The sequence below is a fragment of the Nocardioides sp. genome (assembly GCF_036274455.1).
Taxonomy (GTDB): Bacteria; Actinomycetota; Actinomycetes; order Propionibacteriales; family Nocardioidaceae; genus Nocardioides.
Window position 1 is genome coordinate 1 of sequence record NZ_DASUFR010000172.1, and the last position, 26032, is coordinate 26032.

A 26032-nucleotide genomic window follows, 5' to 3' on the forward strand; every position below is an offset into this window, starting at 1 on the left:
GACCTTCCAGACCAGCTTCCCCTCGAAGTCCGTCGCCAGGTTGGTGCTGCCGGAGTAGCCGTTGTACTGGCAGGTGTAGGTGAGCTCGTGCGTCTCGTCGTCGTACGACGTGAGGGTGACCGTGTCGCGGCCGCAGTCGCGACAGTAGGGCCTGTAGGGGAACCTCTCCAGGTCGCCGGCGCCCTCCGGGACGTCGTCGTCGGAGGCCACGGACTCCGCCAGCGCATCCGCCTCCTGCTCGCTCTCGGCGGCGACCGCGACCTTGGTGCGGTGCCTGGCCAGCACGGCTTCGATCTGGTCACGCGCGGCGACCGCCTTGAGCACCGCGTCCCGGTAGTAGCCCGCCTCGTAGCGCTCGGTCTGCGAGACCTCCTCCATGTCGACGCCCATCTCGTGCAGGGCGTCGCGCAGCGGCTGCTTGAAGTGGGCCGCCCACGAGTCGTGGCAGCCCTCGGGGTCGGGCACCTTGGTCAGCGGGCGGCCGATGTGCTCGCTCCACGACTCGTCGACGCCCACCGGCACCTTGCGGAACCGGTCGAAGTCGTCCCAGACGTGCAGGTGCCGGGTGGGCACGCCGCGGCGCCGGAGCTCGTCGGCCACGAAGTGCACGGTCAGGAACTCGCGCAGGTTGCCCAGGTGCACCCGGCCCGACGGGCTCGCACCCGAGGACACCGTCACGATCGAGGCGCCCTCGCCCGCGTGGCGGATCGCGTCGTCGGCGGCACGGGTCACCCAGTCGTGCGGCTCACCGGAGTTCTTGGGCACCCGGAAACGCTACCGGGGCACGACGAGCGAGTACGCCGCGGGCTCGACCCGCCAGGAGCGGTGCCGCTCCGGGCCGTAGATCTCGCCGTCGGCGCTGCACCAGAACTCCTCGCCGGCGACCGTCACCGTGCTCCCGCGCGTGTAGAGCACGTCGTCGCGCTCGGGGTGCCGGCCGGCCACCAGCTTGACGCCGTACCCGAACCGCGCCAGCGGCCCGATCGCCCGCGAGACCATCACGTCGACCCGGCCGTCGCTCGGGTCGGCGTACGGCGTGAGCTCGGTGCCGCCGCCGACGTGGGCGCCGTTGCCGACCGCGACCTGCAGGATCGGCTGGTCGAGGTCGACGAGCACCTCGCCGTCCACCTCGACCCGGACCCGGATGTAGGGCGGATTCACGGCGGCCGAGAGCGCCCCGATCGGGTAGCCGAGCCTCCCGAGGTTGACCTTGCCGACCCCGACGGCGTGGAGGCGCTCCTTCCACTTCGCGCCGCGCCTGCTCGCCTGTGCCCCGGCCCCGGCGTGCACGTTGTTGACCACGACCTCGCCGACCTCGTCGACCACGAGGTCCATCGGCCGGGGGATGCCGTCGACGAGGACGTGGGCGGCCTCCTCGACCTGCAGCGGGATGTCGTTGCTCCGTGCGAAGTCGTTGCCGGTGCCGAGCGGCAGGATCCCGAGTGTCGCGCTCTTGAGGTCGTTGCGTCGGTAGAGCGTGGCGACGACGGCGTGCAGGCTGCCGTCGCCACCGGCCACGACGATCCGCCTGGACCCGGCGCGGTGCAGGGCGCTGTTCAGCTCACCGGGGTTGGAGGTGGCCTGGACCTCGACCGAGGTGTGCGAACGCAGAATCGCCAGTGCCTTCTCCAGCGACTCCTGGTCGGCGGTGCCGGCGGCGCTGTTGGTGATCACGAGGAGGGGATCCATCGCCGGTGACCCTATCCTTAGGACACGTGCCAGCCATCGCGATCATCGGAGCCCAGTGGGGTGACGAGGGCAAGGGCAAGGCGACCGACGTCCTCGGCAGCCGTGTCGACTACGTCGTCAAGTTCAACGGCGGCAACAACGCGGGCCACACGGTGGTCATCGGCGACCAGAAGTACGCCCTCCACCTGCTGCCCAGCGGCATCCTGACCCCCGGCTGCACGCCGGTGATCGGCAACGGCGTCGTGGTCGACCTCGCCGTGCTGTTCGAGGAGATCGACGCCCTCGAGGAGCGCGGCGTCGACACCTCGCTGCTCAAGCTCTCGGCCAACGCCCACGTGATCGCGTCCTACAACCGCACGCTCGACAAGGTGACCGAGCGGTTCCTGGGCTCGCGCCGGCTCGGCACGACCGGCCGCGGGATCGGGCCGACCTACGCCGACAAGATGAACCGGATCGGCATCCGGGTCCAGGACCTCTTCGACGACAAGATCCTGCAAGCAAAGGTCGAGGGCGTCCTCGACCTCAAGGGCCAGATCCTCACCAAGATCTACAACCGCCGCGCCCCGAGCGTGGAGGAGATCGTCGAGGAGCTCGCGTCGTACGCCGACCGCCTGGCGCCCTACGTCTGCGACTCGGGCCTCCTGCTCAACCGGGCGCTCGACCGCGGCGAGACCGTCCTGCTGGAGGCCGGGCAGGCCACACTGCTCGACGTCGACCATGGCACCTACCCGTTCGTCACCTCGTCCTCGGCGACCGCCGGCGGCGCCTGCACGGGCTCGGGCATCCCGCCCAGGCGGCTGGACCGCGTGATCGGGATCGTGAAGGCCTACACCACGCGCGTGGGCGAGGGGCCGTTCCCGACCGAGCTCCACGACAGCTTCGGCGAGCACCTGCGCAAGACCGGCGCCGAGTACGGCACCACCACCGGCCGCTCGCGCCGGTGTGGCTGGTACGACACCGTGATCGCGCGCTACGCCGCCCGGGTCAACGGCGTCTCCGACTTCGTCCTGACCAAGCTCGACGTGCTCACCGGCCTCGAGCAGGTGCCGGTGTGCGTCGCCTACGACGTCGACGGCACCCGCCACGAGGAGATGCCGGTCAACCAGTCCGACTTCCACCACGCCGTGCCGGTCTACGAATACCTCCCCGGCTGGTGGGAGGACATCTCCGAGGCGCGCACGCTCGAGGAGCTGCCGGCCAACGCCCGCGCGTACGTCGCCCGGGTCGAGGAGCTGTCCGGTGCCCGGATCTCCGCGGTCGGGGTCGGGCCCGCGCGCGACGCGACGATCGTCGTCCACGACCTCATCTGAGGCGCTTCGCCCGATCGGGCTGAGCCGGGCGAGCTACGTCGACTGAGCCGTCCGGGTCATTTCTGGCCGGTAGCCGGCTGGTCGGCGGTCAAGGTTTCCCCGAGGCGTCCGGAAACCACATAGGTTTCCGATCCGGTGCGCTCTCAGCACCACCTCTCGGTGACTGACCGAGGGGGTCATCCCTCTCCTCGTAAGGCGTACATGAACATGCCCACGCGACGGCTCAGCCGTCTCAGCGCCACCACTGCAGTCGGCGCACTTGTCACCAGCGGGCTCCTGCTCGCGGCCCCGGCGGCCCACGCCGCCACCGTCCACTTCGTCCGCGGCGACCAGGTCGACGTGTCCGAGACCAGGACCACCGGTCACAACGACTTCCTTGCCGACGGCGTGCACGTCTGGACCGAGGGCGCCGCCACGACCGACAAGGCGGCCGGCTACTTCGACGTCAACCTCCCGCTGGCCGACGTCGGCGAGCCCAGCCTCGGCTGGACCGCCGCGGCCCCGCCGGTCGGCAACCTGAAGCCGTCGGTCCAGCTCAAGACCGACTTCGACGGCGACGGCAACATCGACGGCATCCTCGTCGGCGAGCCCACCTACCAGGACGGCACGCCGCTCTACGGCAACGACTGGTGGCTCAGCAACGGGTCCGACCAGTTCGTGAAGGACGCGGCGCCGTCGCACGCCGGCGGCTCCGGCTCCGACAACCACGGCACCCTGGCTCAGTGGCGGTCGGCGTTCCCCGACGCCCGGGTCATCGAGAGCGGCTGGTCGCTCGGCTCCGGCGTACACGGAGACGGGACCATCACCCACATCTTCCTCGGCAGCGAGCGCTACTACTTCACCACGGCCGCCCAGCCGGAGACGAAGACCAAGTATCGCTCCGAGGTCGACACCCACCTGACCCGCGCGAACGGCCACAACGAGTTCCTGCCGGCCGGTGGCATCCACATCCACACCGACCTGGTCGCGGGCGAGGAGAGCCTCGCGAAGTCGGCGGGCTACTTCGACACCGACCTCCCGCTGGCGGCATCAGGCGCGTCGTTCATCACCTACGACAACACCAGCGCCGCGGACGGCGGACAGGTGCCTGGCCTGCAGCTGGTGACCGACTTCGACAACGACGGCACCGCGGACGGCACGCTGGTCGGCGAGCCGCTCGTTCCCGGCATGTACTGGCTGGCGGCCAAGACCCTCGACGAGGTGCCGGTTGCCAGCTGGCTCAAGGACCTCGCGCCGCGCAAGCCCGGGCTGGACGGTGCGCCCGGCTACTCCGCGGGTGCAGGTACGCCGGCCGAGTGGCGTGCCCAGTTCCCGGACGCACGCATCTTGCGGGCCGGCTGGTCGCTCGGCTCCAACGCCCAGGGCGACGGCATCATCAACGCCGTCACGGTCGGCCTGACCAAGTTCGTCTTCGCGGCCGACCGCGCTCCCGACGCCGCCAACCTTGCGGCGACCACGACCTCCGGCGCGACCGTCCAGATCACGCTGGGGGCGACCGACGCGGACGGTGACACCCTGACCTACTCCTCGTCGGACGGCACCGTGGTGGGCAACAAGCTGACCTACACCGCGCCCAAGGACTTCTCGGGCACCAAGGTCCTCGCCTACAAGGCCACCGACCCCGACGGTCTCTCCGACCAGGGCACGGTGACCGTCACGGTCAACAAGGCCGCCTCGACGACCACGCTGGTCGTCAACCCCGGCAAGATCACCACGAAGAGCCGCCACGTCCGGGCCAAGGTCACCGTGACCTCGGCCGGTGCGGTGGTCGGCGGAACCGTCGACCTGTTCGACGGCCAGACCAAGGTCGGGACCGGCGTCCTCGACGCCAACGGCTTCGTCAAGATCGCGGTGACCTCGAAGCTCACGAAGGGCAAGCACACCTTCGAGGCGGTGTTCGCCGGCACCAACGGCAGCGCCACCTCCAAGGCCTCGGTGGTCGTGAAGGTCAAGAAGGCCAAGAAGAAGAAGTAACCTCGGCCTGACCTCGGTGCCCCGGTCCGTACGGCGGACCGGGGCACCGGCCTGTCCGGGGCCCCGGCCGTCCGCCCACGCACCTGTCACGAGGCGGAACGGCGGTGCACGCGCCGGGCCCCTAGATTGACCGGGTGGCGCGTCCTCCCAGCCCCGAGCAGGCCATCGACCGGCTGCGCCGCGCGTTCGGGGGCCCGGCCGGCCACCGCACGCTGCACGCCAAGGGCCGCTTCTACTCCGGCACGTTCACCGCGACCCCGGAGGCGACGGCGCTGTGCCGGGCCGGCCACCTGGACGGCCGCCCGCACGAGGTGACCGTGCGCTGGTCCAACGCAGCGGGCACGGCGCGCGCTGACGCCAAGCCCGACATCCGCGGGATGGCGGTGAAGTTTTGGCTCGACGACGGCTCGGCCACCGACCTGCTGGGCCAGACCTCGCCCCGGTTCCCGACCGACGACCCCGAGGTCTTCGTGGCGATGACCGAGGCCACCGAGAAGCCGTTGACGCTGCCGCTGTTCCTGGCCACGCACCCGGGCGTGCTGCCGACGGTGGTCGCGAGCCTCAGGGCCGGTGCGGTCGGCAGGCCGGCCAGCTTCGCCGAGGTGACCTTCTACCCGATCCACGCCTACGGCTGGCTCGACGCGGACGGCAACCGGACGTGGGTGCGCTACGCGTTCCGGCCCACCGCCACCAAGGGCGACCGGCCCACCGAGGAGCTCACCGGGCGGGACCGGCTCTTCGACGAGTTGGCCGCCCGGCTCGAGCGCGGCCCGGTCGTCCACGAGGTCTGGGTCCAGGTGGCCGGCGCCGGCGACGACCCGCACTCCGCGACGTCGGTGTGGAAGGGCGCACGCGAGCTGCTGGCCGGTCGCATCGAGGTCACCGCCCCGGTCGACGACCCCGAGGGCGGCCCGATGAGCAGCACGCCGACCGTCTTCGACCCCAGCCGCGTGGTGGACGGCATCGAGCTCTCCGACGACCCGATCCTGCGCTACCGGCCCGGCGCCTACACCGAGTCGGTGGCCCGGCGTACGACCTCCTAGTGTTCGGCTGGTGAAGACCCTCGTCATCGGGACCGGCGGTCGTGAGCACGCGCTGGCGCGGGCGCTGGCGCGCGACCCCGGGGTGAGCGAGGTGCACGCGGCGCCGGGCAATCCCGGCGTCGCCACCGTCGCCACCCTCCACGACGTCGATCCCCTCGACGGGCCGGCGGTGGCGGCCCTGGCCGCCTCGCTGGGTGTCGACCTGGTCGTGGTCGGCCCGGAGGCCCCGCTCGTGGCGGGGGTTGCGGACGCCGTGCGCGCCGCAGGCATGGCGGCCTTCGGCCCGAGCGCCGAGGCGGCCCGGCTCGAGGGCTCCAAGGCGTTCGCGAAGGAGGTGATGGACGCCGCCGGTGTACCGACCGCGCGCGCCTTCGTCTGCACCACACCTGCGGAGGCCGCCTCCGCGCTCGACGAGCTGGGGGCGCCGTACGTCGTCAAGGACGACGGCCTGGCCGCCGGCAAGGGCGTCGTCGTGACGACGGACCGCGCCGAGGCGGTCGCCCACGCCGCGTCCTGCGAGCGCGTGGTGGTCGAGGAGTACCTCGACGGCCCCGAGGTCTCGGTGTTCGCGATCACCGACGGCACCACGGTCCGCCCGCTCCAGCCGGCCCAGGACTTCAAGCGCATCCACGACGGCGACCAGGGGCCGAACACCGGCGGCATGGGTGCCTACACACCGCTCCCGTGGGTGCCGGCCGACCTCGTCGACGACGTGCTGACGACGGTGCTGCAGCCGACGGTGGACGAGCTGGCCCGGCGCGGTACGCCGTTCGCAGGGCTGCTCTACGCCGGACTCGCACTGACCTCGCGCGGGGTGAAGGTGGTGGAGTTCAACGCGCGTTTCGGAGACCCCGAGGCCCAGCCGCTGCTCGCAGTGCTCGAGTCACCGCTCGGGGAGCTGCTGATGGCGGCCGCGACCGGCCGGCTGGCCGACGTGGCGCCGCCGGTGTTCGCCGGCGGCGCCGCCGTCGCCGTGGTCATGGCCAGCCGCGGCTACCCGGTCTCCTCGTCGTCGGGAGACGTGATCACCGGCATCGACGCGGCCGAGGCGCTGGACGGCGTACAGGTGGACCAGGCGGGCACCGCGATTCGCGACGGTGACCTGGTGACCGCCGGCGGCCGGGTGCTGGCCGTGATCGGCACCGGTCCCGACGTGGCTGCGGCGCGCGCGGCGGCGTACGCCGGCGTCGCCGAGATCTCCTTCGACGGCGCCCAGTACCGGAGCGACATCGCCGCCCACGTGACCTGAGCCCGGCTGACTGAGCCGGGGTCCAGGCCGGCTTCTGTGCGGAGTCATCCGGTTCTGTGCCGAGATCTCGGCACAGAAGCTCAGGGGTCACCGGATATCCGGGGACCCCGACGCTTCCGTGGGTGGCCGAGCGACCACTCCCGGCAGCGGTGACCTTTCAACCGGTCTGGGCCGCCCACGGGTTCACCGACCACCGGCGCCTCGGCGTGTCCCGCAGACATGTCGAAGTGGCGGTGGGTGGTCAACCACGCTGGGCCAGGCTGCGGTTGATCGGTCACCGCTGCCTAGGGCCGCGCATGGCCCGGGCGCCGAAGGCATCCTTGACGGCGAGACGCGATCCGGTAGGCGCGCGGGCACCCACGGATCAGTCACCAGAGCCGGATATCCGGTGACCGCGACGGCTGCGCGAGAATGGACCCGTGACCGTTCCCAACGTCCTGGCGACGCGCTACGCGAGCGCCGAGCTGGCCGAGATCTGGTCGCCCGAGCACAAGATCGTGCTCGAGCGGCGGCTGTGGATCGCGGTCCTCGAGGCGCAGCGAGACCTCGGCGTGGACGTGCCCGAGGGGGTGGTCGAGGCCTACCAGGACGTCGTCGACCTCGGCGAGAAGGCGGTCGACCTCGACTCGATCGCGGCCCGCGAGCGGGTCACCCGCCACGACGTGAAGGCGCGGATCGAGGAGTTCTCCGCGCTGGCCGGCCACGAGCACATCCACAAGGGGATGACCAGCCGCGACCTCACCGAGAACGTCGAGCAGCTCCAGGTCCGCCGGTCGCTCGAGCTGCTGCGCGACCGCACGGTCGCGGCGCTGGCCCGGCTCGCCCGGTTGGCGACCGAGCACCAGACGCTGGTCATGGCCGGGCGGAGCCACAACGTGGCCGCGCAGGCGACGACACTCGGCAAGCGGTTCGCCACGGTGGCGGACGAGCTGCTGGTCGGGCTGCAGCGGCTCGAGGAGCTGCTGGCGCGCTACCCGCTGCGCGGCATCAAGGGACCGATGGGCACCGGCCAGGACATGCTCGACCTCCTCGGCGGCGACGCGGCGAAGCTGGCGGAGCTCGAGCAGCGGGTGGCCCGCCACCTCGGCTTCGACCACGTGCTGACCAGCGTCGGGCAGGTCTACCCGCGCTCGCTCGACTTCGACGCCGTCTCGGCGCTCGTGCAGCTCGTGTCGGCGCCGTCCAACCTGGCGACCACGATCCGGCTGATGGCCGGGCAGGAGCTGGTCACCGAGGGGTTCGTCGAGGGCCAGGTCGGCTCCTCGGCGATGCCGCACAAGATGAACACCCGCTCCTGCGAGCGCGTCAACGGCCTCGCCGTCGTACTCCGGGGCCACCTGTCGATGGTCAGCGAGCTGGTCGGCGACCAGTGGAACGAGGGTGACGTCTCCGACTCGGTCGTACGCCGGGTGGCCCTGCCCGACGCGTTCTTCGCCGCCGACGGGCTCTTCGAGACCTTCCTCACCGTCCTCGACGAGTTCGGGGTGTTCCCCGCCGTCGTCCAGCGCGAGCTCGAGCGCTACCTGCCGTTCCTGGCGACGACCAAGGTGCTGATGGCCGCGGTCCGCAACGGCGTGGGCCGCGAGGTCGCCCACGAGGCGATCAAGGAGGCCGCGGTGGGCGTGGCCCTCGAGATGCGCCAGGGCGCGGCCGCCAACGACGTGCTGGCCCGGCTGGCCGCCGACCCCAGGCTCGGCCTGACCGCGGAGCAGCTCGACACCCTCGTCGCCGAGCCGATCACGTTCACCGGCGCGGCCGTGCCCCAGACCGAGGAGGTCGTGCGCCGGGTCGGCGAGGTCGTCGCGCGCCACCCCGAGGCCGCGGCGTACGTCCCCGGCGCGATTCTCTAGAAGTCGGCTGCAACAGATGACCCGCTCCCGGACATCTGAGTGACGTGGCCCTCTCCCTCGACGAACGCGAGCGTGAGTTCCGCGCCCTCTACGCGGCCCACTTCGACGCGGTGCTCGGGTTCGCCCTGCGCCGCGTGGACCGTCCCGAGGACGCGGGTGACGTCACGGCCGACACGTTCCTCGTCGCGTGGAGGCGTCTGACGCACGCGCCGCACGGCCCCGAGCTGCGCCCGTGGCTGTACGGCGTGGCGCGGCGGGTGCTCGCGAACCATCGTCGAGGCGAGAGGCGCCGCACCGCGCTGGGCCAGAAGCTGGGGGAGCGGTTGCGGCGCGAGCTGAGCGCCCGCGTTCCGGACACCAGCGACGACGTCGTCCAGCGCGCCGACGTGACCGCGGCGATGCGCCGGCTCAGCGCGCGCGACCAGGAGGTGCTCGAGCTGCACCTCTGGGAGGGGCTCGAGTCCCGCGAGATCGCCGAGGTGCTCGGGCTGACCACGGCCGTCGTACGCCCCCGCCTGTCCCGGGCCCGGTCCCGGCTTCGCGAGCTGCTCGGCGACGAATCGTGCAACGTCCTCGCGCCCCCCGGACATCACCTCTCCGACAGACCGACCGAGCTCACCCGGAAGGAGCGGTGACGGCGATGATCCCCAAGCTGACCGACGACGCGATCTCTCGGCTGCCGCTCGAGGCCGGGCGGGCCGAGCTCCTGGAGGAGATCATGAGCACCGTCGCCCCGGACCGCCACCACGACGACCTCGCCGAGCCCGGCCCCGTCCGGGGCCACCGCCGGACCCGCTGGCTGGTGCCGCTGGCCGTCGCGGCCGCGGTGGCCGGCGTGGCCAGCGCCCCGCTCTGGTGGGGCGGACCGGGCCAGGACCGCGCGCCGGAGGTCTCCTACCAGTCCGCCCCCGACTCGCCCGGGACCGGCTACCGCGCGGTGCTCACCGCACCTGGCTGGACGGTCGCGGCCGTGGAGGAGGACTCGAAGTACGGCGGCGAGGTCGACTACGAGAAGGGCGACCAGCAGCTCCAGATCACCTGGTACCCGGACAAGACCTACCAGGACTACCTGCTGGACCGGTCCTACATCGAGGACCCCGACCACCCGACCGACGGCGTTCCGGTCCAGGTCCTCGGGCTCGCCGGGCACCGGTGGGCCTACACCGCCGACGACCACACGGTCATGCGCGAGCCGGACCAGGGCCACTGGATGGAGATCCGCGGCACCGGCATGGACCTCGACGCCTACACGGCGCTCCTGGGCCGGCTCCGGCTCGTCTCCCTCCCGGAGCTGGAGTCCTCGCTGCCTGGGAGGTTCGTCTCGAAGGCCGAGCGCCCCGAGGCCGTGCAGAAGATCCTCGACGGGATCGAGGGCGCCACCGACGCGACCGTCCCGGCCGGCACCACGCTCGACACGCGCTCGGAGGAGTCCGACCCCTACCAGCTCGGGGCGGACATCGCCGGGCAGTACGCCTGCGCGTGGATCGCGGAGTACGCCGATGCGCAGGCAGCGGGCGACCAGGGCCGCGCCGACGAGGCCGCGAGGGTCATGGGGACCTCGCGGCAGTGGCCGGTGCTGCGGCAGATGAACCCCGACGGCGACTACCCGGAGGTGGTCTGGGACTACGCCGACGACCTGGCCGACGGCCAGGTCCCGGACGGCTATGAGGACGGCCTGGGCTGCACCTCGGGCACACCGAGCGGTTAGGCGAGGCGGTCGGCGAGGCGGTCGGCGAGGCGCAGCTGCTCGACGCTGTCGAGCAGCCGCGCCTCCTCCTCGCCGGTGAGCGGTACCGCCAGCTCCTGGAGCCGGTCGCGCAGCTCAGCCACCGCGATCTCGCGATGCTCCGTGGGCTCGCCCGCCCGTCGCACCGTCAGCGTGCGGTGGGTGAGCGAGACATGGGCGCCGTCGACGTGCTTGGTGAGCATCAACAGGTGCCGGAAGTGCGAGGCCGGGTAGGTGCTGGTGTAGTGGTGGCCCGACACGAGGTCCGGCGGCTGCACCGGGAGCTCGTCGTGGGTGTGCATCAGCTCCCACACCCCGTCGCGCCACCGGCTCAGCTCCCAGGCCGGCACCTCGCCGGCCCGGACCTCGCGCAGCCGGTAGGACCAGCCGCGGAAGTCGTCGGTGGCGCCGTCGGCCAGGGGCAGGGGCCGGAGCAGGCTCATCCCGAAGCCGGGGTCGGCCAGCAACAGGTCGCCGGTCTCGGCGTCGGGATCGCGGACCACGACCACGCAGTGCGTGCGCGCGGTCGTCTCCGGCGGGCCGACCCGGCCCAGCCGCCGGGTGACGTCGTACCCCAGCCGCTCGAGCACGGCAGCGAACAGCGTCGCGTGCTCGAAGCAGTAGCCGCCGCGACCGCGGCCCACGAACTTGCCCTGCACCTGCTCCAGCCCGACTCCCGGGTGCTGGTCCAGGAGCACGTCGATGTTGTCGAAGGTGAACGTGCGGACGTGCGCCTCGTGGAGCGCGTCGAGCGCGGCGCGCGAGGGCGGCAACGCGTCCTCGCCGACCCGGGCCAGGTAGCCGTCGAGGTCGAGCGTCTGGACGTTCCAGAGGTCGGACGAGGTGGGCGCGGAGGTCATGCCGCATTCTGTTGCCGGAGCGCCCGCACCGCCATCAGCAGGGCCGGCGCGAGCAGGACGAGCCCGGTGGCCAGCGCCAGCCGCAGCGACGTCTCGGGGTCCGAGGCGAGGCCGTACGCCGTCACCAGCAGCGCCGCGCCGATCGAGGCGCCGATCCGCTGCCCGGTCTGCAGCGCGCCACCGGCCGCTCCCCCCATCCGGGGCGGCACCTCGGACAGGGTCAGCGTGATGTTCGGGGAGATGACCGCGCCGCCGCCCAGCCCGGCCAGGAACAGCGTCGGCACGGACCAGGGCCAGAACGGGTCGCGGCCGGGCGCCAGCAGGAGGAACAGCAGCGTCCCGGCCATCATGACCACGATGGCACCCACGGTGAGCTGCCGGCCGAGGTCGGACACGTAGCGCCCGGCCAGCGGCGAGCTCACGGCCGACCCGACCGCGAACGGGATGATCAGCAGCCCGGCCTGCAGGGGGGTGTAGGAGCGGCCCTCCTGGAGGTAGATCGAGGTGACGAGCACCAGCCCGGTGAAGCCGGTGAAGTAGAGAGTCCCGATGACCAGCCCGCTGACGTACCCGGGCAGCGTGCGCAGCAGCTCGATGTCGAGCAGCGGAGGTCGTCCGCGCTCCTTCACGCGGAGCTCCCAGCGCGCGAACCCGAACGCCAGCACGGGGACCAGCACGAGCAGCAGCAGCGGCAGGTAGGCCCCGCGCTCGACCTGGACCACCGGGAAGAGCAGGGTCAGTACGGTCAGCCCGAGCAGCAGGGCCCCGACGACGTCGATCCGGGCGCCACGCTCGACCCGGTCGGGGTGGCGCCGCGGCACCAGCCGCGCGACCGCCACCATCGCCGCCAGCCCGATCGGCAGGTTGACGAGGAACAGCCACCGCCAGCCGGACTCCTCGCCGGCGACCGCGATGATCACGCCGCCCAGGACCGGGCCGACCGCCGACGCGGTGGACACCGTGAACCCGAACAGTCCGAAGGCGCGGGCCCGCTCCCGGCCGCGGAACAGCTGCTGGATCAGGCCGGAGTTCTGCGGCGTCAGCAGCCCGGCCGCGGCCCCCTGGAGCAACCGCGCCAGCACGACGAGGGCGGCGGTGGGCGCCAGGCCGACCCCCGCGGAGGTGGCGACGAACCCGGCGAGGCCGACCAGCATCATCCGGCGGCGGCCGAAGGCGTCGCCCAGCCGGCCGCCCGCGACGAGCGTCAGGCCGAAGGCCAGCGCATACCCCGACACCACCCACTGGATCGTGGCCGAGGAGGCGTGCAGCCCGGCCCGCATCGACGGGATCGCGACGTTGACGATCGAGATGTCGAGCAGCGACATGGAGCCGACGGCCAGGGAGACGCCGAGGATCCGCCACCGGTGCGGGTGCGGCTCGTAGTCCCCGGCGGAGCCCTCCCCGTCGCCGGGGATGTCGACCGCGTGCTCCGTCACGGGACAACAGTGCCCAACCGCGCCGCGCCGGCGGCCGACCTGCCCGCTTGTAGGTTGAATGCCATGAACACCTTCCGGACCGACGGAGCCGACGGAGCCGGGCGCCCGGAGATGGTCGACTGGGACCTCGCGGTGCGCATCGGGGGCCGGCTGGCCGGAGACGGGCCCAGTGTCGGCCGGGACGAGGTGTCGGCCATCGTCGACGAGCTGCGAGCGGGCGCGGCGCGGTCCACGGGGCTGGTGCGGGAGTTCACCGGCCTGGTGGCCGCCGACGCCGACGCCGACGCCGGGGCCGGTGCGCCGGTGCTGGTGGTCGACCGGGCCAGCTGGGTGCAGGCGAACGCCGACGCGTTCGCGACGCTGCTGGGGCCGGTCGTCGACAAGCTCACCGAGAAGAAGGCGCCCTCGGGCCTCGCGGCCGCGGTGGGCTCCCGGATCACCGGAGCCGAGGTGGGCGGCGTACTCGGCTTCCTGGGCTCGAAGGTCCTCGGCCAGTTCGACCCGTTCCACGAGCCCGCGGGCCGGCTGCTCCTCGTGGCGCCCAACATCGTCCACGTCGAACGTGAGATCGATGCCGACCCGCACGACTTCCGGCTCTGGGTCTGCCTGCACGAGGAGACCCACCGCGTCCAGTTCACCGCGGTGCCGTGGATGCGCGAGCACATGTTCACCCAGATCCAGCGGTTCGCCGAGACCATGGAGCCGGGCAGCCTGCTCGAGGACGGGCTCAGCCGGGTCCTCGACGGGCTCAAGAACGCTCGCTCGGGCGGGAGCCTGCTCGACATGGTCGGTACGCCGGAGCAGAAGGCCCTGCTCGACGGCCTGACCGGCGTGATGTCGCTGCTCGAGGGGCACGCCGACGTGGTCATGGACGGCGTGGGCCCCACCGTCATCCCGTCCGTGGCCAAGATCCGGGCCAGGTTCAACGAGCGGCGCAAGGGCGTGGGCGTGCTCGACCGGCTGCTGCGCCGCGTGCTCGGCCTCGACGCCAAGATGGCGCAGTACCGCGACGGCGCCGTCTTCGTCCGCTCGGTCATCGACAAGGCCGGGATGAGCGGCTTCAACGTGGTCTGGGAGCAGGCCGAGCACCTGCCTTCCCGCGCCGAGATCACCGACCCCGACGCCTGGATGGCGCGCGTCCTGCGGACCTGACCGTGGGCGTCGCGCGCGCATGTAACTCTGTGTTCGTGCATCTGGACCAGTGTTCTGACACCGGTGTAGACGACGTAACACGGAGTTACATGGGGTGCAGGGTGAGGTGCGAGAGCCGATGAGCCTCCACCCCTCCCTGGCCGCGGTGCGGGGCGCCGTACGCCGGACGCTGGCCGAAATCGCGGCCGCACAGCCGCACGGGCGGCTCGCGCCGGACGCGGCCGTGCTCGTCGCGTGCTCGGGTGGGCCGGACTCGCTGGCCCTCCTCTCCGCGACGGTGTTCGAGGGGCACCGGCACGGCTTCCGCGTGATCGGGGTGACCGTCGACCACGGGCTCCAGGAGGAGTCCGCCGCCCATGCCGCCCACGTCGTCGAGCAGATGGCCGGACTCGGGGTCGACGAGACCGCGTCGGCGCGGGTCCAGGTGAGCGGCGGCCGGGGGCCGGAGGCGGCCGCCAGGGAGGCCCGCTATGCCGTCCTCGACGAGATGGCCCAGCACTACGGCGCGCTCGGGGTGCTGCTCGGCCACACCATGGACGACCAGGCCGAGACCGTGCTGCTCGGGCTCACCCGCGGCTCCGGGGGCCGGTCGCTGGCCGGGATGCGGCGCCGGTTCGGCGTCTACCGGCGACCGCTCCTCGACGTCACCCGCGCCGACACGGTCACCGCGTGCCAGGTCGAGGGGATCACGTACTGGAACGACCCCCACAACATCGACTCCGCCTACCCGCGGGTGCGAGTACGCCGCAAGGTGCTGCCGGTGCTGGAGGACGAGCTCGGACCCGGAGTGGCCCGCACCCTGGCCCGGACGGCCGACCAGCTCCGTGCCGACATGGAGCTGCTCGACCAGCTCGCGCAGACGGCCCACGACGACCTGCGCGACCCCGACGGCCTCGAGGTCAAGGCCCTGGCCGACCTCCCGCTCGCCACCCGCAACCGAGTGCTCCGGCTGGCCGCGCTCGAAGCCGGCGCGATCGACTCCGAGCTGTTCCACGTGCACGTCGTGGCGCTCGGGCAGCTCGTCGCCTCGCGCCGCGGAGGGGCCGAGGTGCAGCTCCCCGGCCACGTGACGGCGTACCTCTCCTCCGGAGGTGAGGACGGCCGACTGCTCTTCCGGCCCACGGCTGTGCAAGGCTGACCGCCATGGACGCTGCCGACGTCGAATCCGACCTCGTCAAGGTTCTCTACACCGAGGCCCAGATCCAGGAGCGGCTCGGTGAGCTGGCCAAGGAGATCGAGGCCGACTACCAGGGCAAGGACCTGCTCATCGTGGGCATCCTCCGGGGCGCGGTGATGGTCATGGCCGACCTGGCCAGGTCGTTCTCCCGCAACGTCGAGATGGACTGGATGGCGATCTCGTCCTACGGCTCGGGCACCAAGTCCTCGGGCGTGGTGCGCATCCTCAAGGACCTCGACACCGACATCACCGGTCGTGACGTGATCATCGTCGACGAGATCATCGACACCGGGCTCACCCTGTCCTGGCTGACCTCCAACCTGGGCTCCCGCGACCCGGCCTCGGTCGAGATCTGCACACTGCTCCGCAAGCCCGAGGCGCTCACCATGCCCGTCGACGTGAGGTACGTCGGCTGGGACATCCCCAACGAGTTCGTCGTCGGCTACGGCCTCGACTACCGCGAGCGCTACCGCAACCTGCGCGACATCGGGACCCTCGCCCCGCACGTCTACGGTGCGTGAACCCGAGGAGTTCCGTCGGCTGGCCGACGGAACTGGTGCCGGGACGACGAAGGTTTGCCGTTCAACCGAGAGGTTCGTCGGCCAGCCGACGGAACTCCACCCCGGTCGCGGGACTGAGCAGAGCCTGAGGATCCGTCCTCCCTGAGCGAACGGTGCCCGTTCGACTCGCTCGATCCTGTGACACCTGAGACACTGGAGATTGCGGCTGGTCTGTACCGTCGTGGGTTCACCCTTGTCCGTCGTTGAGAGAAGTCAGTGAAGCGCATCTTCAGAGGTCCACTCATCTGGATCGTCGTCGCGGTGGTCGGCGTGCTCATCGCCATGCAGTTCCTGATCAACTCCGGCGGCGGCGACGAGATCAGCTCCTCACAGATGAATGCCTACATCGCCAGCGGTGAGGTCAAGGACATCACCTTCGTCGACGGCGACCAGGTCATCAAGGCCACCCTCGACGACAGCGTCGACCGCGACGGCGGGCGCAACGTCACCACCAAGTACCTCTCCGGCACCCAGGGCGACATCTACCGGGCCGCGCAGAAGCAGGCCAAAGAAGGCAACATCGACAAGGTCTCGGTCGAGGTCTCCCGGCCCGGGCTGCTGAGCTCGTTCATCTTCAGCTTCCTGCCGATCATCCTGCTGGTGGTGCTCTTCCTCTGGCTGATGAACTCCATGCAGGGCGGTGGCGGCCGAGGGGTCATGCAGTTCGCCAAGTCCAAGGCGAAGCTGATCTCGAAGGACATGCCCAAGACCACGTTCTCCGACGTGGCCGGCTGCGACGAGGCGATCGAGGAGCTCGGCGAGATCAAGGAGTTCCTGCAGGAGCCCGCGAAGTTCCAGGCCGTCGGCGCCAAGATCCCCAAGGGCGTGCTGCTGTACGGCGCCCCCGGCACCGGCAAGACCCTGCTGGCCCGTGCCGTGGCCGGCGAGGCCGGCGTGCCGTTCTACTCGATCTCCGGCTCGGATTTCGTCGAGATGTTCGTCGGCGTCGGTGCCTCCCGGGTCCGTGACCTGTTCGAGCAGGCCAAGGAGAACGCCCCGGCGATCGTCTTCATCGACGAGATCGACGCCGTCGGCCGCCACCGCGGCACCGGCATGGGCGGCGGCCACGACGAGCGCGAGCAGACCCTCAACCAGCTGCTGGTCGAGATGGACGGCTTCGACGTCCGCGGCGGCGTGATCCTGATCGCAGCCACCAACCGCCCCGACGTGCTCGACCCCGCGCTGCTGCGCCCGGGCCGGTTCGACCGCCAGATCCAGGTCGACGCGCCCGACCTGGCGGGCCGCGAGGCGATCCTCAAAGTGCACGCGCGCGGCAAGCCGCTGGCGCCGGACGTGAACCTCACCGCGGTGGCCCGGCGTACGCCGGGCTTCAGCGGCGCCGACCTGGCCAACGTCCTCAACGAGGCCGCCCTGCTCACCGCGCGCGGCAACCAGAAGATGATCTCGATGGTCACCCTCGACGAGGCCATCGACCGCGTCATCGCCGGCCCGCAGCGCCGCACCCGCCTGATGAGCGAGAAGGAGAAGCTCATCACGGCCTACCACGAGGGCGGCCACGCCCTGGTCGCGGCGGCGCTGCCGGGCAACGACCCGGTGCACAAGGTGACGATCCTCCCGCGCGGGCGGGCGCTGGGCTACACGATGGTGCTCCCGGACTCCGACAAGTACTCCCAGCCGCGCTCCCAGATGCTCGACCAGCTGGCCTACATGATGGGCGGCCGGGCGGCCGAGGAGATGGTCTTCCACGACCCGACCACCGGCGCGGGCAACGACATCGAGAAGGCCACCTCGGTGGCCCGGGCGATGGTGACCCAGTTCGGCATGACCGAGCGGCTCGGTGCGATCAAGCTCGGCGAGTCCAACTCCGAGCCGTTCCTCGGCCGCGACCTCGGCCACTCCCGCAACTACTCCGAGGAGATCGCTGCGATCGTCGACGAGGAGACCAAGAAGCTCCTCGCGAACGCCCACCAGGAGGCCTTCGACATCCTCGAGGAGAACCGCGACGTCCTCGACGCGCTGGTCCTCGAGCTCCTCGACAAGGAGACGCTCGACAAGGAGCAGATCGCCAAGGTCTTCGAGCCGCTGCGGCGGCGTCCCGAGCGCCCGGCATGGACCGGCTCGCCCGACCGCAAGCCGTCCACCATCCCGGCCGTCGAGATCCCCGAGGAGATCCGCCGACGGGCCGCGGTCAACGGCCACGGCGCCAACGGCCGCAACGGCTCCTCACCGGACTCCGACACCGAAGAGGGCGGCGTGGTGGTCACCCCGCCGGGTGCGGGCGGCGACGTGCACGGGAGCCCGCCCGTGGGCGGCGGCGTCGAGCCCCCGGTCCCGCCGGGCCCCGGCTCGGCCGGGACCGCGTGACCCACGGCGGCCGTCGGCCGGACGACGTACCCGCGTTCGACCACGCCCGCGCCGAGGCGGCGGTCCGCGAGCTGCTGCTCGCGATCGGGGAGGACCCAGACCGCGAGGGGCTGCGGGAGACGCCGGGCCGGGTGGCCCGCGCCTACCAGGAGCTGACCGCCGGCATGCACCTGGCCCCCGAGGACGTCCTGACCACGGTCTTCGCCCTCGACCACGACGAGCTGGTGCTGGTCCGCGACATCGAGCTGTGGTCGATGTGCGAGCACCACCTCGTGCCGTTCACCGGCGTCGCCCACGTCGGCTACATCCCGTCGGAGACCGGCAAGGTCACCGGGCTGTCCAAGCTGGCCCGGCTGGTCGACGTCTACGCCAAGCGCCCGCAGGTCCAGGAGCGGCTCACGACCCAGGTCGCCGACGCCCTCATGGAGATCCTCGAGGCCCGCGGCGTGATCGTCGTCATCGAGGCCGAGCACCTCTGCATGACCATGCGCGGGGTCAAGAAGGCCGGCGCCCGCACGATCACCTCCGCGGTGCGCGGCAGCTTCCGCTCCAACGCCACCACCCGCGCCGAGGCGATGGCGCTGATCCACCGGAGCAGCTGAGCTCCCGGGCCCGGGTGGCGGTGGGACAGCAACCGTCGTCCCCGGGGATGAACGTTGCCAGCCCACCGCCACCCAGGGCTTCCCATCCCTCCAAGACGCCGGCCGGCGCGATGGAGCAGGCTGGGGCCATGACGCTGTACGACGCCATCGGGGGAGGCGCGGGAGCACACGCGCTCGCCCACCACTGGCACGAGCGGGTGCTCGCCGACCCGGTGGTCAGCCACGCCTTCCACCACGGCTTCCGGGAGGACCACACCGAGCGGCTGGCCGCCTACTGGGCCGAGGCGCTGGGCGGGCCCCCGACGTTCTCGCAGACGATGGGCACCGAGTCGGAGGTCGTGCGGATCCACAGCGGCAACGGGCCGCACGATGAGATGGACCGGCGGGCCGTCGAGTGCTTCGCGCTCGCGCTCCAGGACGCCGGAGTCCCGGCCGAGCACCACGCGCGGCTGGTCGAGTGGTTCCGGGACGCCAACGACTACGTCAACCACCACTACGAGTCGCCCGACGACGTGCCCGACGGCCTGCAGGTCCCCGTCGTCGTCGAGTGACGCCGTACGCCGACGGCGGACCGGCGGGCTCAGAACTCATAACCCAGGTCCGCGATCGGCAGCGCGAACAGCCTCGACACCCGCTCGCGGCTGGCGTCGTCGTAGTAGGAGCGGTACGACGGCCCGCGCGGACGTGTCCCCGACTTGGCGTGCGGCAGGTCGGGACGGCCGGGGAGGTGGAGCCGCTCCCAGACCTCGGCCAGCTCGTCGGCGAGCGACTCGTAGCGCAGCACCCGGTCGACGGCGACCCGGCCCTTGATCCGGTAGATCCGCTGGTTCTTGGTCGCGAAGGTCTCGACGGCGTCGGAGTTGACGTAGTCACCGAAGCTGCCGGGCGCGGCGTCGCGGTAGCGCCAGTGGTAGAGCGAGACCACCGCGTCCCACGGGTTCCGCTCGATCGCGAAGGAGAAGTAGGACTCGAACCGCTGCCGGCCCAGCATCTTGCGCACCATCGAGACCGGCATGTGGTTGAACGCCTTGCGTTCGAGGTTGGGCGGGGACTCGTAGTTCTGCGGGCCGCGGCCACCGCCGGCCCGGCGCAGCAGCTCGTCGTCGGGGGTCACCGGGGTGATCACGTCCTCGTCCCCGCACACCCGGGAGAGCGCGATCTCGACGCTGGTCCCGGCCGTCTTGCGGGTCTTCATGAAGACGAACCGGTGCTCGTGGGACACGATCACCGGCCCAAGATAGAGCCAGCCGTAGGCTGCCACCGCAATGACCAGTGAACAGTCCGGCCACACCGTGGTCCTGGTGACCGGCTCGATGCGCAGCGGCACCAGCTCGCTGGCGGGCAGTCTGAAGCACCTGGGCTGGCACGTCCCGCAGCCGGAGGTGCCGGCCTCGGAGCGCAACGCCAAGGGCCACTTCGAGCCGCGGTGGGTGATCGAGTTCCACAAGCGGTTGATGCGTGGTGCGCTGGTGCGCCCCAGCGACGGCAGCCCGCGCGCGCTGGAGCGAGTGGAACAGTACGCCGCCGACCACGGTCTCGAGGCCGAGGTCGCCGACTGGCTGGCCACCCAGGAGGAGCCCGCCGTCGTCGTCAAGGACCCGCACGCCGCCTGGCTGCTGCCGGTCTGGCGGGCCGCCGCGGAGCGGGCCGGCCGCGACCTGCGCATCCTGACCGCGCTCCGTCACCCCGCCGAGGTGGTCGGGTCGCAGGACCGGACGTGGGGCGAGGGACGACGTACCGACGCCGAGCGCCGGGTCAAGGAGACCTCCAACACCGCCGCCTGGCTCAACGTCGCGCTCGTCACCGAGGCGGGCTCGAGGGGCGCCCGGCGCGCGTTCATCCGCTACGACGACCTGCTGGTCGACTGGCGCACTGCGCTGGGCCGGGTCTCCCGCCAGCTCGACCTCGGGCTCGACCTCGAGGGCGACCACGGCCTCGACGAGTTCCTGGACCCCGGCATGCGCCGCTCCCAGCTGACCTGGGACGACATCGTGCTGCCCGACTGGCTGCGGGACCTCTCCGAGGAGACCTGGCAGCAGCTGGGCGTCCTGGTGGACGACCCGGCCGCCGACGCCGTGCCGGAGCGGCTCGCGGAGATCCGCAGGCACTACGACGCCCACTACGCCGAAGCGGTGGCGGTCTCACTCGACGAGGCCCGGCACCGCGAGCGCCGGGGCACCGCGGCCGGGGCGGCGAAGATCCGCGGCCGGCTGCGTGCCGAACGCGCTCGCAGGCAGGCGGCCGAGGCCAGGCTCGGTGAGGGTCAGAGGACGAAGCGGCTGCTCGGCCAGATCTTCGGGAGGTCCCGGTCGGGGAACCGGGACGCGACGAGCTCGTAGGTGGGTCGGAAGTGCTCGGCCACCGCACGCACGGTCGGCTCGGGCAGCTCGGCCGAGCGCGGTGAGACGTTGAACTGCGCGCCCAGGTCGGGCTCGTGCGTGTCGATGCCGAGGAACCTCGACAGTCGGGCAATTTCCGAGGCGCTGGTGGCCGCGTCGAACAGCTCCTCGTAGAACCCGTAGAAGACCGACTCGCCGAACGCCTCGTCGAGGTTGCGGACCGTCGTCTCGTAGCGGGTCCGGTCGGCGTACGTCGGCTCGGCGTACCGCTGCGCGACGAGCTCCTCGGCGGTGCCGGGGTTGTGCTCGGGGCGGCGGCGCTTCTGCATCCGCACCTGCGACCAGATCCGCTCCACCGGGTCGCGCATCAAGTACGCCGCCACCGGGCGCACGCCGCGCTGCTCGAACGACGACCGGATCCCGGCGAGCCGCGCGGCCGAGAGCAGCGCGTAGCCGGGGGTGACGTCGAGGGTGAGCCGGGTCTCCGGCGACCGCGCGAGGAGCGCGGTGAAGTAGTCGAAGTAGAGCTCCTCGTCGGCGATCATCGCGGCCTGGACGAGGAAGGTCGGGTCGGTCCGTCTCGCCTCGGCCACCTCGTCCAGCGAAGCGTGCGCCTTGGCCACCACGCGCTTGAGCAGGTAGGGCTCCTTGGCCAGGTCCAGGCTGTCGAAGACGTGGTACTCCTTGCGCAGCCCCGGCTGGCACTGCGGCGAGGCGGCCAGGTGGTCGTGGAGCCACGTGGTCCCGGCCTTCATGGCCCCGACGCCGAGGAGGAAGGTCCGGTCCACGGTCAGGACGCTAGTACGCGCGACGATGGCTGAGGTGCGAAGGCGTTCCGCGCCTGAGCCTCGAAGCCTCGGTGGGGAAGGCACCCGCCGGCCCGTCGCTGGTCGAGCCCGTCGAGACCTCCGCAGCGATGGCACCCTCTGGCCCGCGCTGGTCGAGCCTGTCGAGACCTCCGCAGGGTAGGCACGCGGGTGGGTCCCAGCGCCGGCTCACCGGGCTTCGAGGCTCGGCGCTGGGGCGCCTCGCACCTCAGCCACCGTGGTCGCCCAGCCACCGTGGTCGCCCAGCCACCGGTGGCGCCTCGGCCGCCGTCGTTGGTCGGCGGCCACTAAGGTCAGGGCGGTGATCGTGTCGCACCCGGCGCGCGTGCTGTTCGTGCACGTGCAGAAGACCGGCGGGAGCACCGTGCAGGCGGTGCTGCTCGACCGGTTGCCGGGCGCCGAGCGGTTGGCCGGGCTGCCGGGCGCCAAGCACGCCCACCTCCGGACCGCGATCAACCGCCACCCCGAGCTGCGGGACTACTGGACCTTCGGCTTCGTCCGCAACCCGTGGGCGCGGCTGTGGTCGTGGTGGTCGATGATCGACCGGCGCCACGTCCAGCGCGAGGAGGGCCACCCGTGGGCCACCCGGCGCATCGACAACAACAACTTCTGGTCCGGCGTACTCCGCGATCTCCCCGACTTCGAGGCGTTCGTGCTCAAGGGCCCCGACCAGTTCACCCGGCTGCGGACACCGCAGCTGCGCTACCTGCAGGCCGGCGACCGGCGCGCGGACCACATCGGGCGCACCGAGTCCTTCGCCGAGGACTTCGCGCGGGTCTGCGACCGGCTCGGGATCGAGCCGCCGCCGCAGGAACGACGCCACAACGCCGGGCCCAGCGGCTCCTACCGCGACCACTACACGCCCGCGATGCGGGACCGGGTGGCCGAGCTGTTCGCGGCGGACATCGCAGAGTTCGGCTACGAGTTCTGATGTCGCTCCCGCTCGTGATGGGCGTCGTGAACGTCACCCCGGACTCCTTCAGCGACGGCGGGCTGTACGCCGACACCGCCAGCGCCGTCGCCCACGGCCGGCAGCTGCTGGCCGACGGGGCGGACATCCTCGACGTCGGCGGCGAGTCCACCCGTCCCGGCGCCACCCGTCCACTGGTCGAGGAGGAGCTCGACCGGGTGGTCCCCGTGATCACCGCGCTGTCCGCGGACGGCGCCACGGTGTCGGTCGACACCATGCGCCACGAGGTCGCGACGGCGGCGCTGGCGGCCGGCGCACGGATCGTCAACGACGTCTCCGGCGGGCTGGCCGACCCGGAGATCCTGCGCGTCGTGGCCGACGCGGGTGCGACGTACGTCGCCATGCACTGGCGGGCGCACGCCGACCACATGGCCGACTTCGCGACCTACGACGAGCCCGGCGGGGTGGTCCAAGCGGTTCGCGACGAGCTTGCGGAGCGGGTCGAGGCGGTGCTGGCGGCCGGGATCAGCCCCGACCGGCTGGTCCTGGACCCCGGGTTGGGCTTCGCCAAGCACGGCCGGCACAACTGGCAGCTGCTGGCCGACCTGGCCCCGGTCAAGGCGCTGGGCTACCCGCTGCTGCTCGGCGCCAGCCGCAAGTCGTTCCTCGGCACCCTGCTGGCCGGCCCGGACGGGAGCCCTCGCCCGGTGGACGGTCGCGAGGCGGCCACCACGGCCCTCAGCGTGGTGCTGGCGGGGGAGGGGGTGTGGGGGCTGCGCGTCCACGACGTACGCTCCACACGCGACGCCCTGAGGGTGCTCGACGCACTCGACCAGGCTCGGGAGGAGGGGTGACGCAGATGGATGAGCTCGCCCTGACCGGGCTGGAGTGCTGGGGCCACCACGGCGTGTTCGAGCACGAACGCCGCGAGGGCCAGCGGTTCGTGATCGACCTCGTCCTGGGCGTGGACACCGGCGCCGCGGCGGCGTCGGACGACTTGTCAGAGACCGTCGACTACGGAAGTCTCGCGCTGTCGGTGAAAGCCGCCGTCGAGCAGGACCCGGTCGACCTGATCGAAACACTCACCCACCGCATCGCGGAGGTCTGCCTCTTGGACCACCGTGTTGAATGGGTGCGCGTCACGGTCCACAAGCCGGATGCACCCATCGACGCGACGTTCTCGGACGTCGCGCTGACGATCACCCGGACCCAGGAGGGCCGCCAGTGACCGAGACGCCCAACCCGAACATCATCGACGCCGACACCCTGACCGGTGAGATGCGCCCGATCCGCCGGGCGGTGCTCTCGCTGGGCTCCAACCTCGGCGAGCGCATGGACAACCTCCAGGGGGCGGTCCGGGCGCTCGCGGACACCCCCGACGTGTGGGTCACCGGCGTCTCGCCGGTCTACGAGACCGAGCCGGTGGATGCGCCCGCCGGGTCCGACCTCTTCCTCAACGCCGTGGTGCTCGCCGACACCACGCTGGCCGCGTCGCGGCTGCTCGACCGGGCACTGGCCATCGAGGACGCCTTCGACCGCGAGCGCAGCGAGATCCGCAACGCCCCGCGGACCCTCGACGTCGACCTGATCGTGGTCGGCGACCGGCGATCCGACGACGACCACCTCCGGCTGCCGCACCCGCGCGCCGCCGAGCGGGCGTTCGTGCTGCGGCCCTGGCTGGACGTCGACCCCGACGCCGAGGTCCCCGACCGGGGCCGGGTGGCCGACCTGCTGTCCGCGGTCGGCGAGGACGGGATCGCCCGGCGCGACGACCTGATCCTCGAGCTGGAGTGAGCGAGCGTTGACGCGCGAGGGGGGCGACCCTCTCGGGCCTGACGAGGAGCCACCGGAGTCCGAGGGGACGCTCCGGCCGCTGTCGATCGGTGTCGTGGTCGCCTGGGCGGCCGTGGGTGTCCTGCTGGGGGTCCTCTGGAAGCCGGTCGCCGAGAAGCTCTCCGGCAGCGCGCCCGTCGTCTCCTGGGCGCAGCCGGGTGCGCTCTGGCTGGTCGCCGTCGTCATGGTGATCACCTGGTGGCAGACCTACCGGGCCGTCCAGGTGCGGCACGAGCGGATGGAGCCGCACCGGGCGGTGAACAGGCTGGTGCTGGCTCGCGCCGGGGCGCTGGTGGGCGGGCTGGTGGCCGGCGCGTACGCCGGGTACGCACTCAGCTGGGTCGGCGACCCCGCCGAGCTGGCCGGCCAGCGGATCGTCCGGAGCCTGATCGCCGTGGCGGCGGGCGTGGTGATCGTCGTGGCGGCGCTGCTCCTGGAGCGGGCCTGCCGGGTGCAGCGGCCCAAGCGCTGATCGATCCGGCACAGCGGCTGGTACCCGCGTGGCGGATGGGACACATGTGCACAAGCGTGTCTCCCGGGTCGAGGGCGGCCTGACCTCTAGCCTGCTGACCATGTCTTCCCCATCTGCAACACAGGCCACACGAAGGCGTCAGCGGTCGATCCGCGTGACGACCGCCGCGGGCCTGATCGTGCTCGCTGCGCTGGTCGTCGCCGGCGCAGCCGTGAGCGGCTCGTGGCTGTTGGTCACCGTCGCCGCCGGGCTCGGCGTCGTGCTCGGCGCCGCGGCCACCCGGATCACCTACACCGAGCTGGTCGTGTCGCGGGTGGAGGCAGCACGCGACCGCGCCGACCAGGCAAAGGCCTACAACGAGCTCACCGAGGCGCGGACCTCGGAGCACGCGGCGTACGTCGCGGAGGTGCAGGCCAGGATCGCCGAGCGCGAGCAGGCGCTCGACGAGCTCGAGCTCGCCCTGTCCCTCTCCCAGCGCCGCGCCGCGACCTCGACCCGCAAGCGGAACGCCGAGGGCCGCCGCGCCGCGGGCCTCCAGGTAAGGGTCACCGAGGCGGAGGAGCGGGCCCGCACCGCCCAGCTGCGCATCGCCGAGCTCGAGCAGGAGGTGGTCGCCCTCCGCGCGGAGCTGGAGTCGGTCACCGCCGCGTGGCACGGCATGGACTACCAACGCCGGCACGCCTGACCCACGAGGGATC

Annotated in this window: 25 protein-coding genes and 1 pseudogene; 20 read left to right on the forward strand and 6 right to left on the reverse strand. The window is 72.0% G+C overall.

Going from position 1 to position 26032, the window contains the following annotated elements; all coding sequences use genetic code 11:
• Positions 1-765: pseudogene (locus VFV89_RS16965) on the reverse strand (lysine--tRNA ligase); the annotation flags it as partial.
• 9 nt (positions 766-774) lie between these two features.
• Complete coding sequence (locus VFV89_RS16970; RefSeq protein ID WP_329707139.1) at positions 775-1689, reverse strand: diacylglycerol/lipid kinase family protein; 915 nt, start codon at positions 1687-1689, stop codon at positions 775-777.
• 26 nt (positions 1690-1715) lie between these two features.
• On the opposite strand from VFV89_RS16970, the gene VFV89_RS16975 reads away from it, so the two are divergent.
• The 7 genes from VFV89_RS16975 to VFV89_RS17005 all read left to right on the forward strand — a co-directional run bounded on the left by VFV89_RS16975 (position 1716) and on the right by VFV89_RS17005 (position 10823).
• Positions 1716-2999, forward strand: a complete 1284-nt coding sequence (locus VFV89_RS16975) for an adenylosuccinate synthase (protein WP_329707140.1) — start codon at positions 1716-1718, stop codon at positions 2997-2999.
• 207 nt (positions 3000-3206) lie between these two features.
• Positions 3207-4973: an Ig-like domain-containing protein gene (locus tag VFV89_RS16980; RefSeq protein WP_329707141.1), complete on the forward strand. Its 1767-nt coding sequence runs from the start codon at positions 3207-3209 to the stop codon at positions 4971-4973.
• A gap of 134 nt (positions 4974-5107) precedes the next feature.
• The gene (locus VFV89_RS16985) at positions 5108-6016 is read left to right on the forward strand and encodes a catalase (RefSeq protein WP_329707142.1); all 909 of its coding nucleotides are present in this window, start codon (positions 5108-5110) and stop codon (positions 6014-6016) included.
• A gap of 10 nt (positions 6017-6026) precedes the next feature.
• Positions 6027-7265 (forward strand): phosphoribosylamine--glycine ligase, encoded by a 1239-nt coding sequence (purD, locus tag VFV89_RS16990; RefSeq protein ID WP_329707143.1) that lies wholly within the window; start codon positions 6027-6029, stop codon positions 7263-7265.
• A 419-nt stretch (positions 7266-7684) separates the two neighbouring features.
• Positions 7685-9115: an adenylosuccinate lyase gene (purB, locus tag VFV89_RS16995; protein ID WP_329707144.1), complete on the forward strand. Its 1431-nt coding sequence runs from the start codon at positions 7685-7687 to the stop codon at positions 9113-9115.
• Positions 9116-9159: 44 nt separating this feature from the next.
• Entirely contained in the window at positions 9160-9750 is a 591-nt protein-coding gene (locus tag VFV89_RS17000; RefSeq protein WP_329707145.1) for a sigma-70 family RNA polymerase sigma factor, read from the forward strand.
• Positions 9747-10823, forward strand: coding sequence for a hypothetical protein (locus VFV89_RS17005; protein WP_329707146.1), 1077 nt, complete (start codon positions 9747-9749; stop codon positions 10821-10823). Before VFV89_RS17000 ends, VFV89_RS17005 begins: the two co-directional genes overlap by 4 nt.
• Here VFV89_RS17005 and VFV89_RS17010 read toward each other — a convergent pair.
• Positions 10820-11701 carry an arylamine N-acetyltransferase family protein gene (locus VFV89_RS17010; protein ID WP_329707147.1) on the reverse strand — a complete coding sequence of 294 codons (882 nt, stop codon included), beginning with the start codon at positions 11699-11701 and terminating at the stop codon, positions 10820-10822. The genes VFV89_RS17005 and VFV89_RS17010 overlap by 4 nt on opposite strands.
• On the reverse strand, positions 11698-13137 hold the full coding sequence (locus VFV89_RS17015; RefSeq protein WP_329707148.1) for an MFS transporter: 1440 nt from the start codon (positions 13135-13137) through the stop codon (positions 11698-11700). The genes VFV89_RS17010 and VFV89_RS17015 overlap by 4 nt, the downstream gene beginning before the upstream one ends.
• A 63-nt stretch (positions 13138-13200) precedes the next feature.
• Between VFV89_RS17015 and VFV89_RS17020 the strand changes: the two genes are divergently transcribed.
• From VFV89_RS17020 to VFV89_RS17045, 6 genes are all read left to right on the forward strand, one after another.
• The gene (locus tag VFV89_RS17020; RefSeq protein ID WP_329707149.1) at positions 13201-14289 is read left to right on the forward strand and encodes a zinc-dependent metalloprotease; all 1089 of its coding nucleotides are present in this window, start codon (positions 13201-13203) and stop codon (positions 14287-14289) included.
• Positions 14290-14407: 118 nt separating this feature from the next.
• Positions 14408-15427 carry a tRNA lysidine(34) synthetase TilS gene (gene tilS / locus VFV89_RS17025; RefSeq protein ID WP_329707150.1) on the forward strand — a complete coding sequence of 340 codons (1020 nt, stop codon included), beginning with the start codon at positions 14408-14410 and terminating at the stop codon, positions 15425-15427.
• A 5-nt stretch (positions 15428-15432) separates the two neighbouring features.
• Positions 15433-15987: a hypoxanthine phosphoribosyltransferase gene (gene hpt / locus VFV89_RS17030; RefSeq protein ID WP_329707151.1), complete on the forward strand. Its 555-nt coding sequence runs from the start codon at positions 15433-15435 to the stop codon at positions 15985-15987.
• 255 nt (positions 15988-16242) lie between these two features.
• Positions 16243-18351 (forward strand): ATP-dependent zinc metalloprotease FtsH, encoded by a 2109-nt coding sequence (gene ftsH / locus VFV89_RS17035; RefSeq protein WP_329707152.1) that lies wholly within the window; start codon positions 16243-16245, stop codon positions 18349-18351.
• Positions 18348-18953 (forward strand): GTP cyclohydrolase I FolE, encoded by a 606-nt coding sequence (gene folE, locus VFV89_RS17040; RefSeq protein WP_329707153.1) that lies wholly within the window; start codon positions 18348-18350, stop codon positions 18951-18953. The genes ftsH and folE overlap by 4 nt, the downstream gene beginning before the upstream one ends.
• 128 nt (positions 18954-19081) lie before the next feature.
• A complete protein-coding gene (locus VFV89_RS17045; protein WP_329707154.1) occupies positions 19082-19504 on the forward strand; it encodes an oxidoreductase in 423 nt (140 codons plus the stop codon).
• A gap of 29 nt (positions 19505-19533) precedes the next feature.
• Here the strand turns inward: VFV89_RS17045 and VFV89_RS17050 are convergent, their stop codons facing one another.
• Entirely contained in the window at positions 19534-20181 is a 648-nt protein-coding gene (locus tag VFV89_RS17050; RefSeq protein ID WP_329707155.1) for a sulfotransferase family 2 domain-containing protein, read from the reverse strand.
• Between the two features lie 37 nt (positions 20182-20218).
• Here VFV89_RS17050 and VFV89_RS17055 point away from each other — a divergent pair, with 37 nt between their 5' ends.
• Complete coding sequence (locus tag VFV89_RS17055; protein ID WP_329707156.1) at positions 20219-21292, forward strand: sulfotransferase family protein; 1074 nt, start codon at positions 20219-20221, stop codon at positions 21290-21292.
• On the opposite strand, the gene VFV89_RS17060 is transcribed toward VFV89_RS17055, so the two are convergent.
• Positions 21217-22080: a hypothetical protein gene (locus VFV89_RS17060; protein WP_329707157.1), complete on the reverse strand. Its 864-nt coding sequence runs from the start codon at positions 22078-22080 to the stop codon at positions 21217-21219. The genes VFV89_RS17055 and VFV89_RS17060 overlap by 76 nt on opposite strands.
• A gap of 340 nt (positions 22081-22420) precedes the next feature.
• On the opposite strand from VFV89_RS17060, the gene VFV89_RS17065 reads away from it, so the two are divergent.
• The 6 genes from VFV89_RS17065 to VFV89_RS17090 all read left to right on the forward strand — a co-directional run bounded on the left by VFV89_RS17065 (position 22421) and on the right by VFV89_RS17090 (position 26019).
• On the forward strand, positions 22421-23050 hold the full coding sequence (locus tag VFV89_RS17065) for a sulfotransferase family 2 domain-containing protein (protein ID WP_329707158.1): 630 nt from the start codon (positions 22421-22423) through the stop codon (positions 23048-23050).
• Complete coding sequence (gene folP / locus VFV89_RS17070; RefSeq protein WP_329707159.1) at positions 23050-23883, forward strand: dihydropteroate synthase; 834 nt, start codon at positions 23050-23052, stop codon at positions 23881-23883. The genes VFV89_RS17065 and folP overlap by 1 nt, the downstream gene beginning before the upstream one ends.
• Before the next feature lie 5 nt (positions 23884-23888).
• Positions 23889-24257 carry a dihydroneopterin aldolase gene (folB, locus tag VFV89_RS17075; RefSeq protein ID WP_329707160.1) on the forward strand — a complete coding sequence of 123 codons (369 nt, stop codon included), beginning with the start codon at positions 23889-23891 and terminating at the stop codon, positions 24255-24257.
• Complete coding sequence (gene folK / locus VFV89_RS17080; RefSeq protein ID WP_329707161.1) at positions 24254-24823, forward strand: 2-amino-4-hydroxy-6-hydroxymethyldihydropteridine diphosphokinase; 570 nt, start codon at positions 24254-24256, stop codon at positions 24821-24823. The genes folB and folK overlap by 4 nt, the downstream gene beginning before the upstream one ends.
• A 7-nt stretch (positions 24824-24830) precedes the next feature.
• Positions 24831-25334 (forward strand): DUF3180 domain-containing protein, encoded by a 504-nt coding sequence (locus VFV89_RS17085; RefSeq protein WP_329707162.1) that lies wholly within the window; start codon positions 24831-24833, stop codon positions 25332-25334.
• Positions 25335-25488: 154 nt separating this feature from the next.
• Positions 25489-26019: a hypothetical protein gene (locus VFV89_RS17090; RefSeq protein WP_329707163.1), complete on the forward strand. Its 531-nt coding sequence runs from the start codon at positions 25489-25491 to the stop codon at positions 26017-26019.
• Positions 26020-26032: the final 13 nt, after the last annotated feature.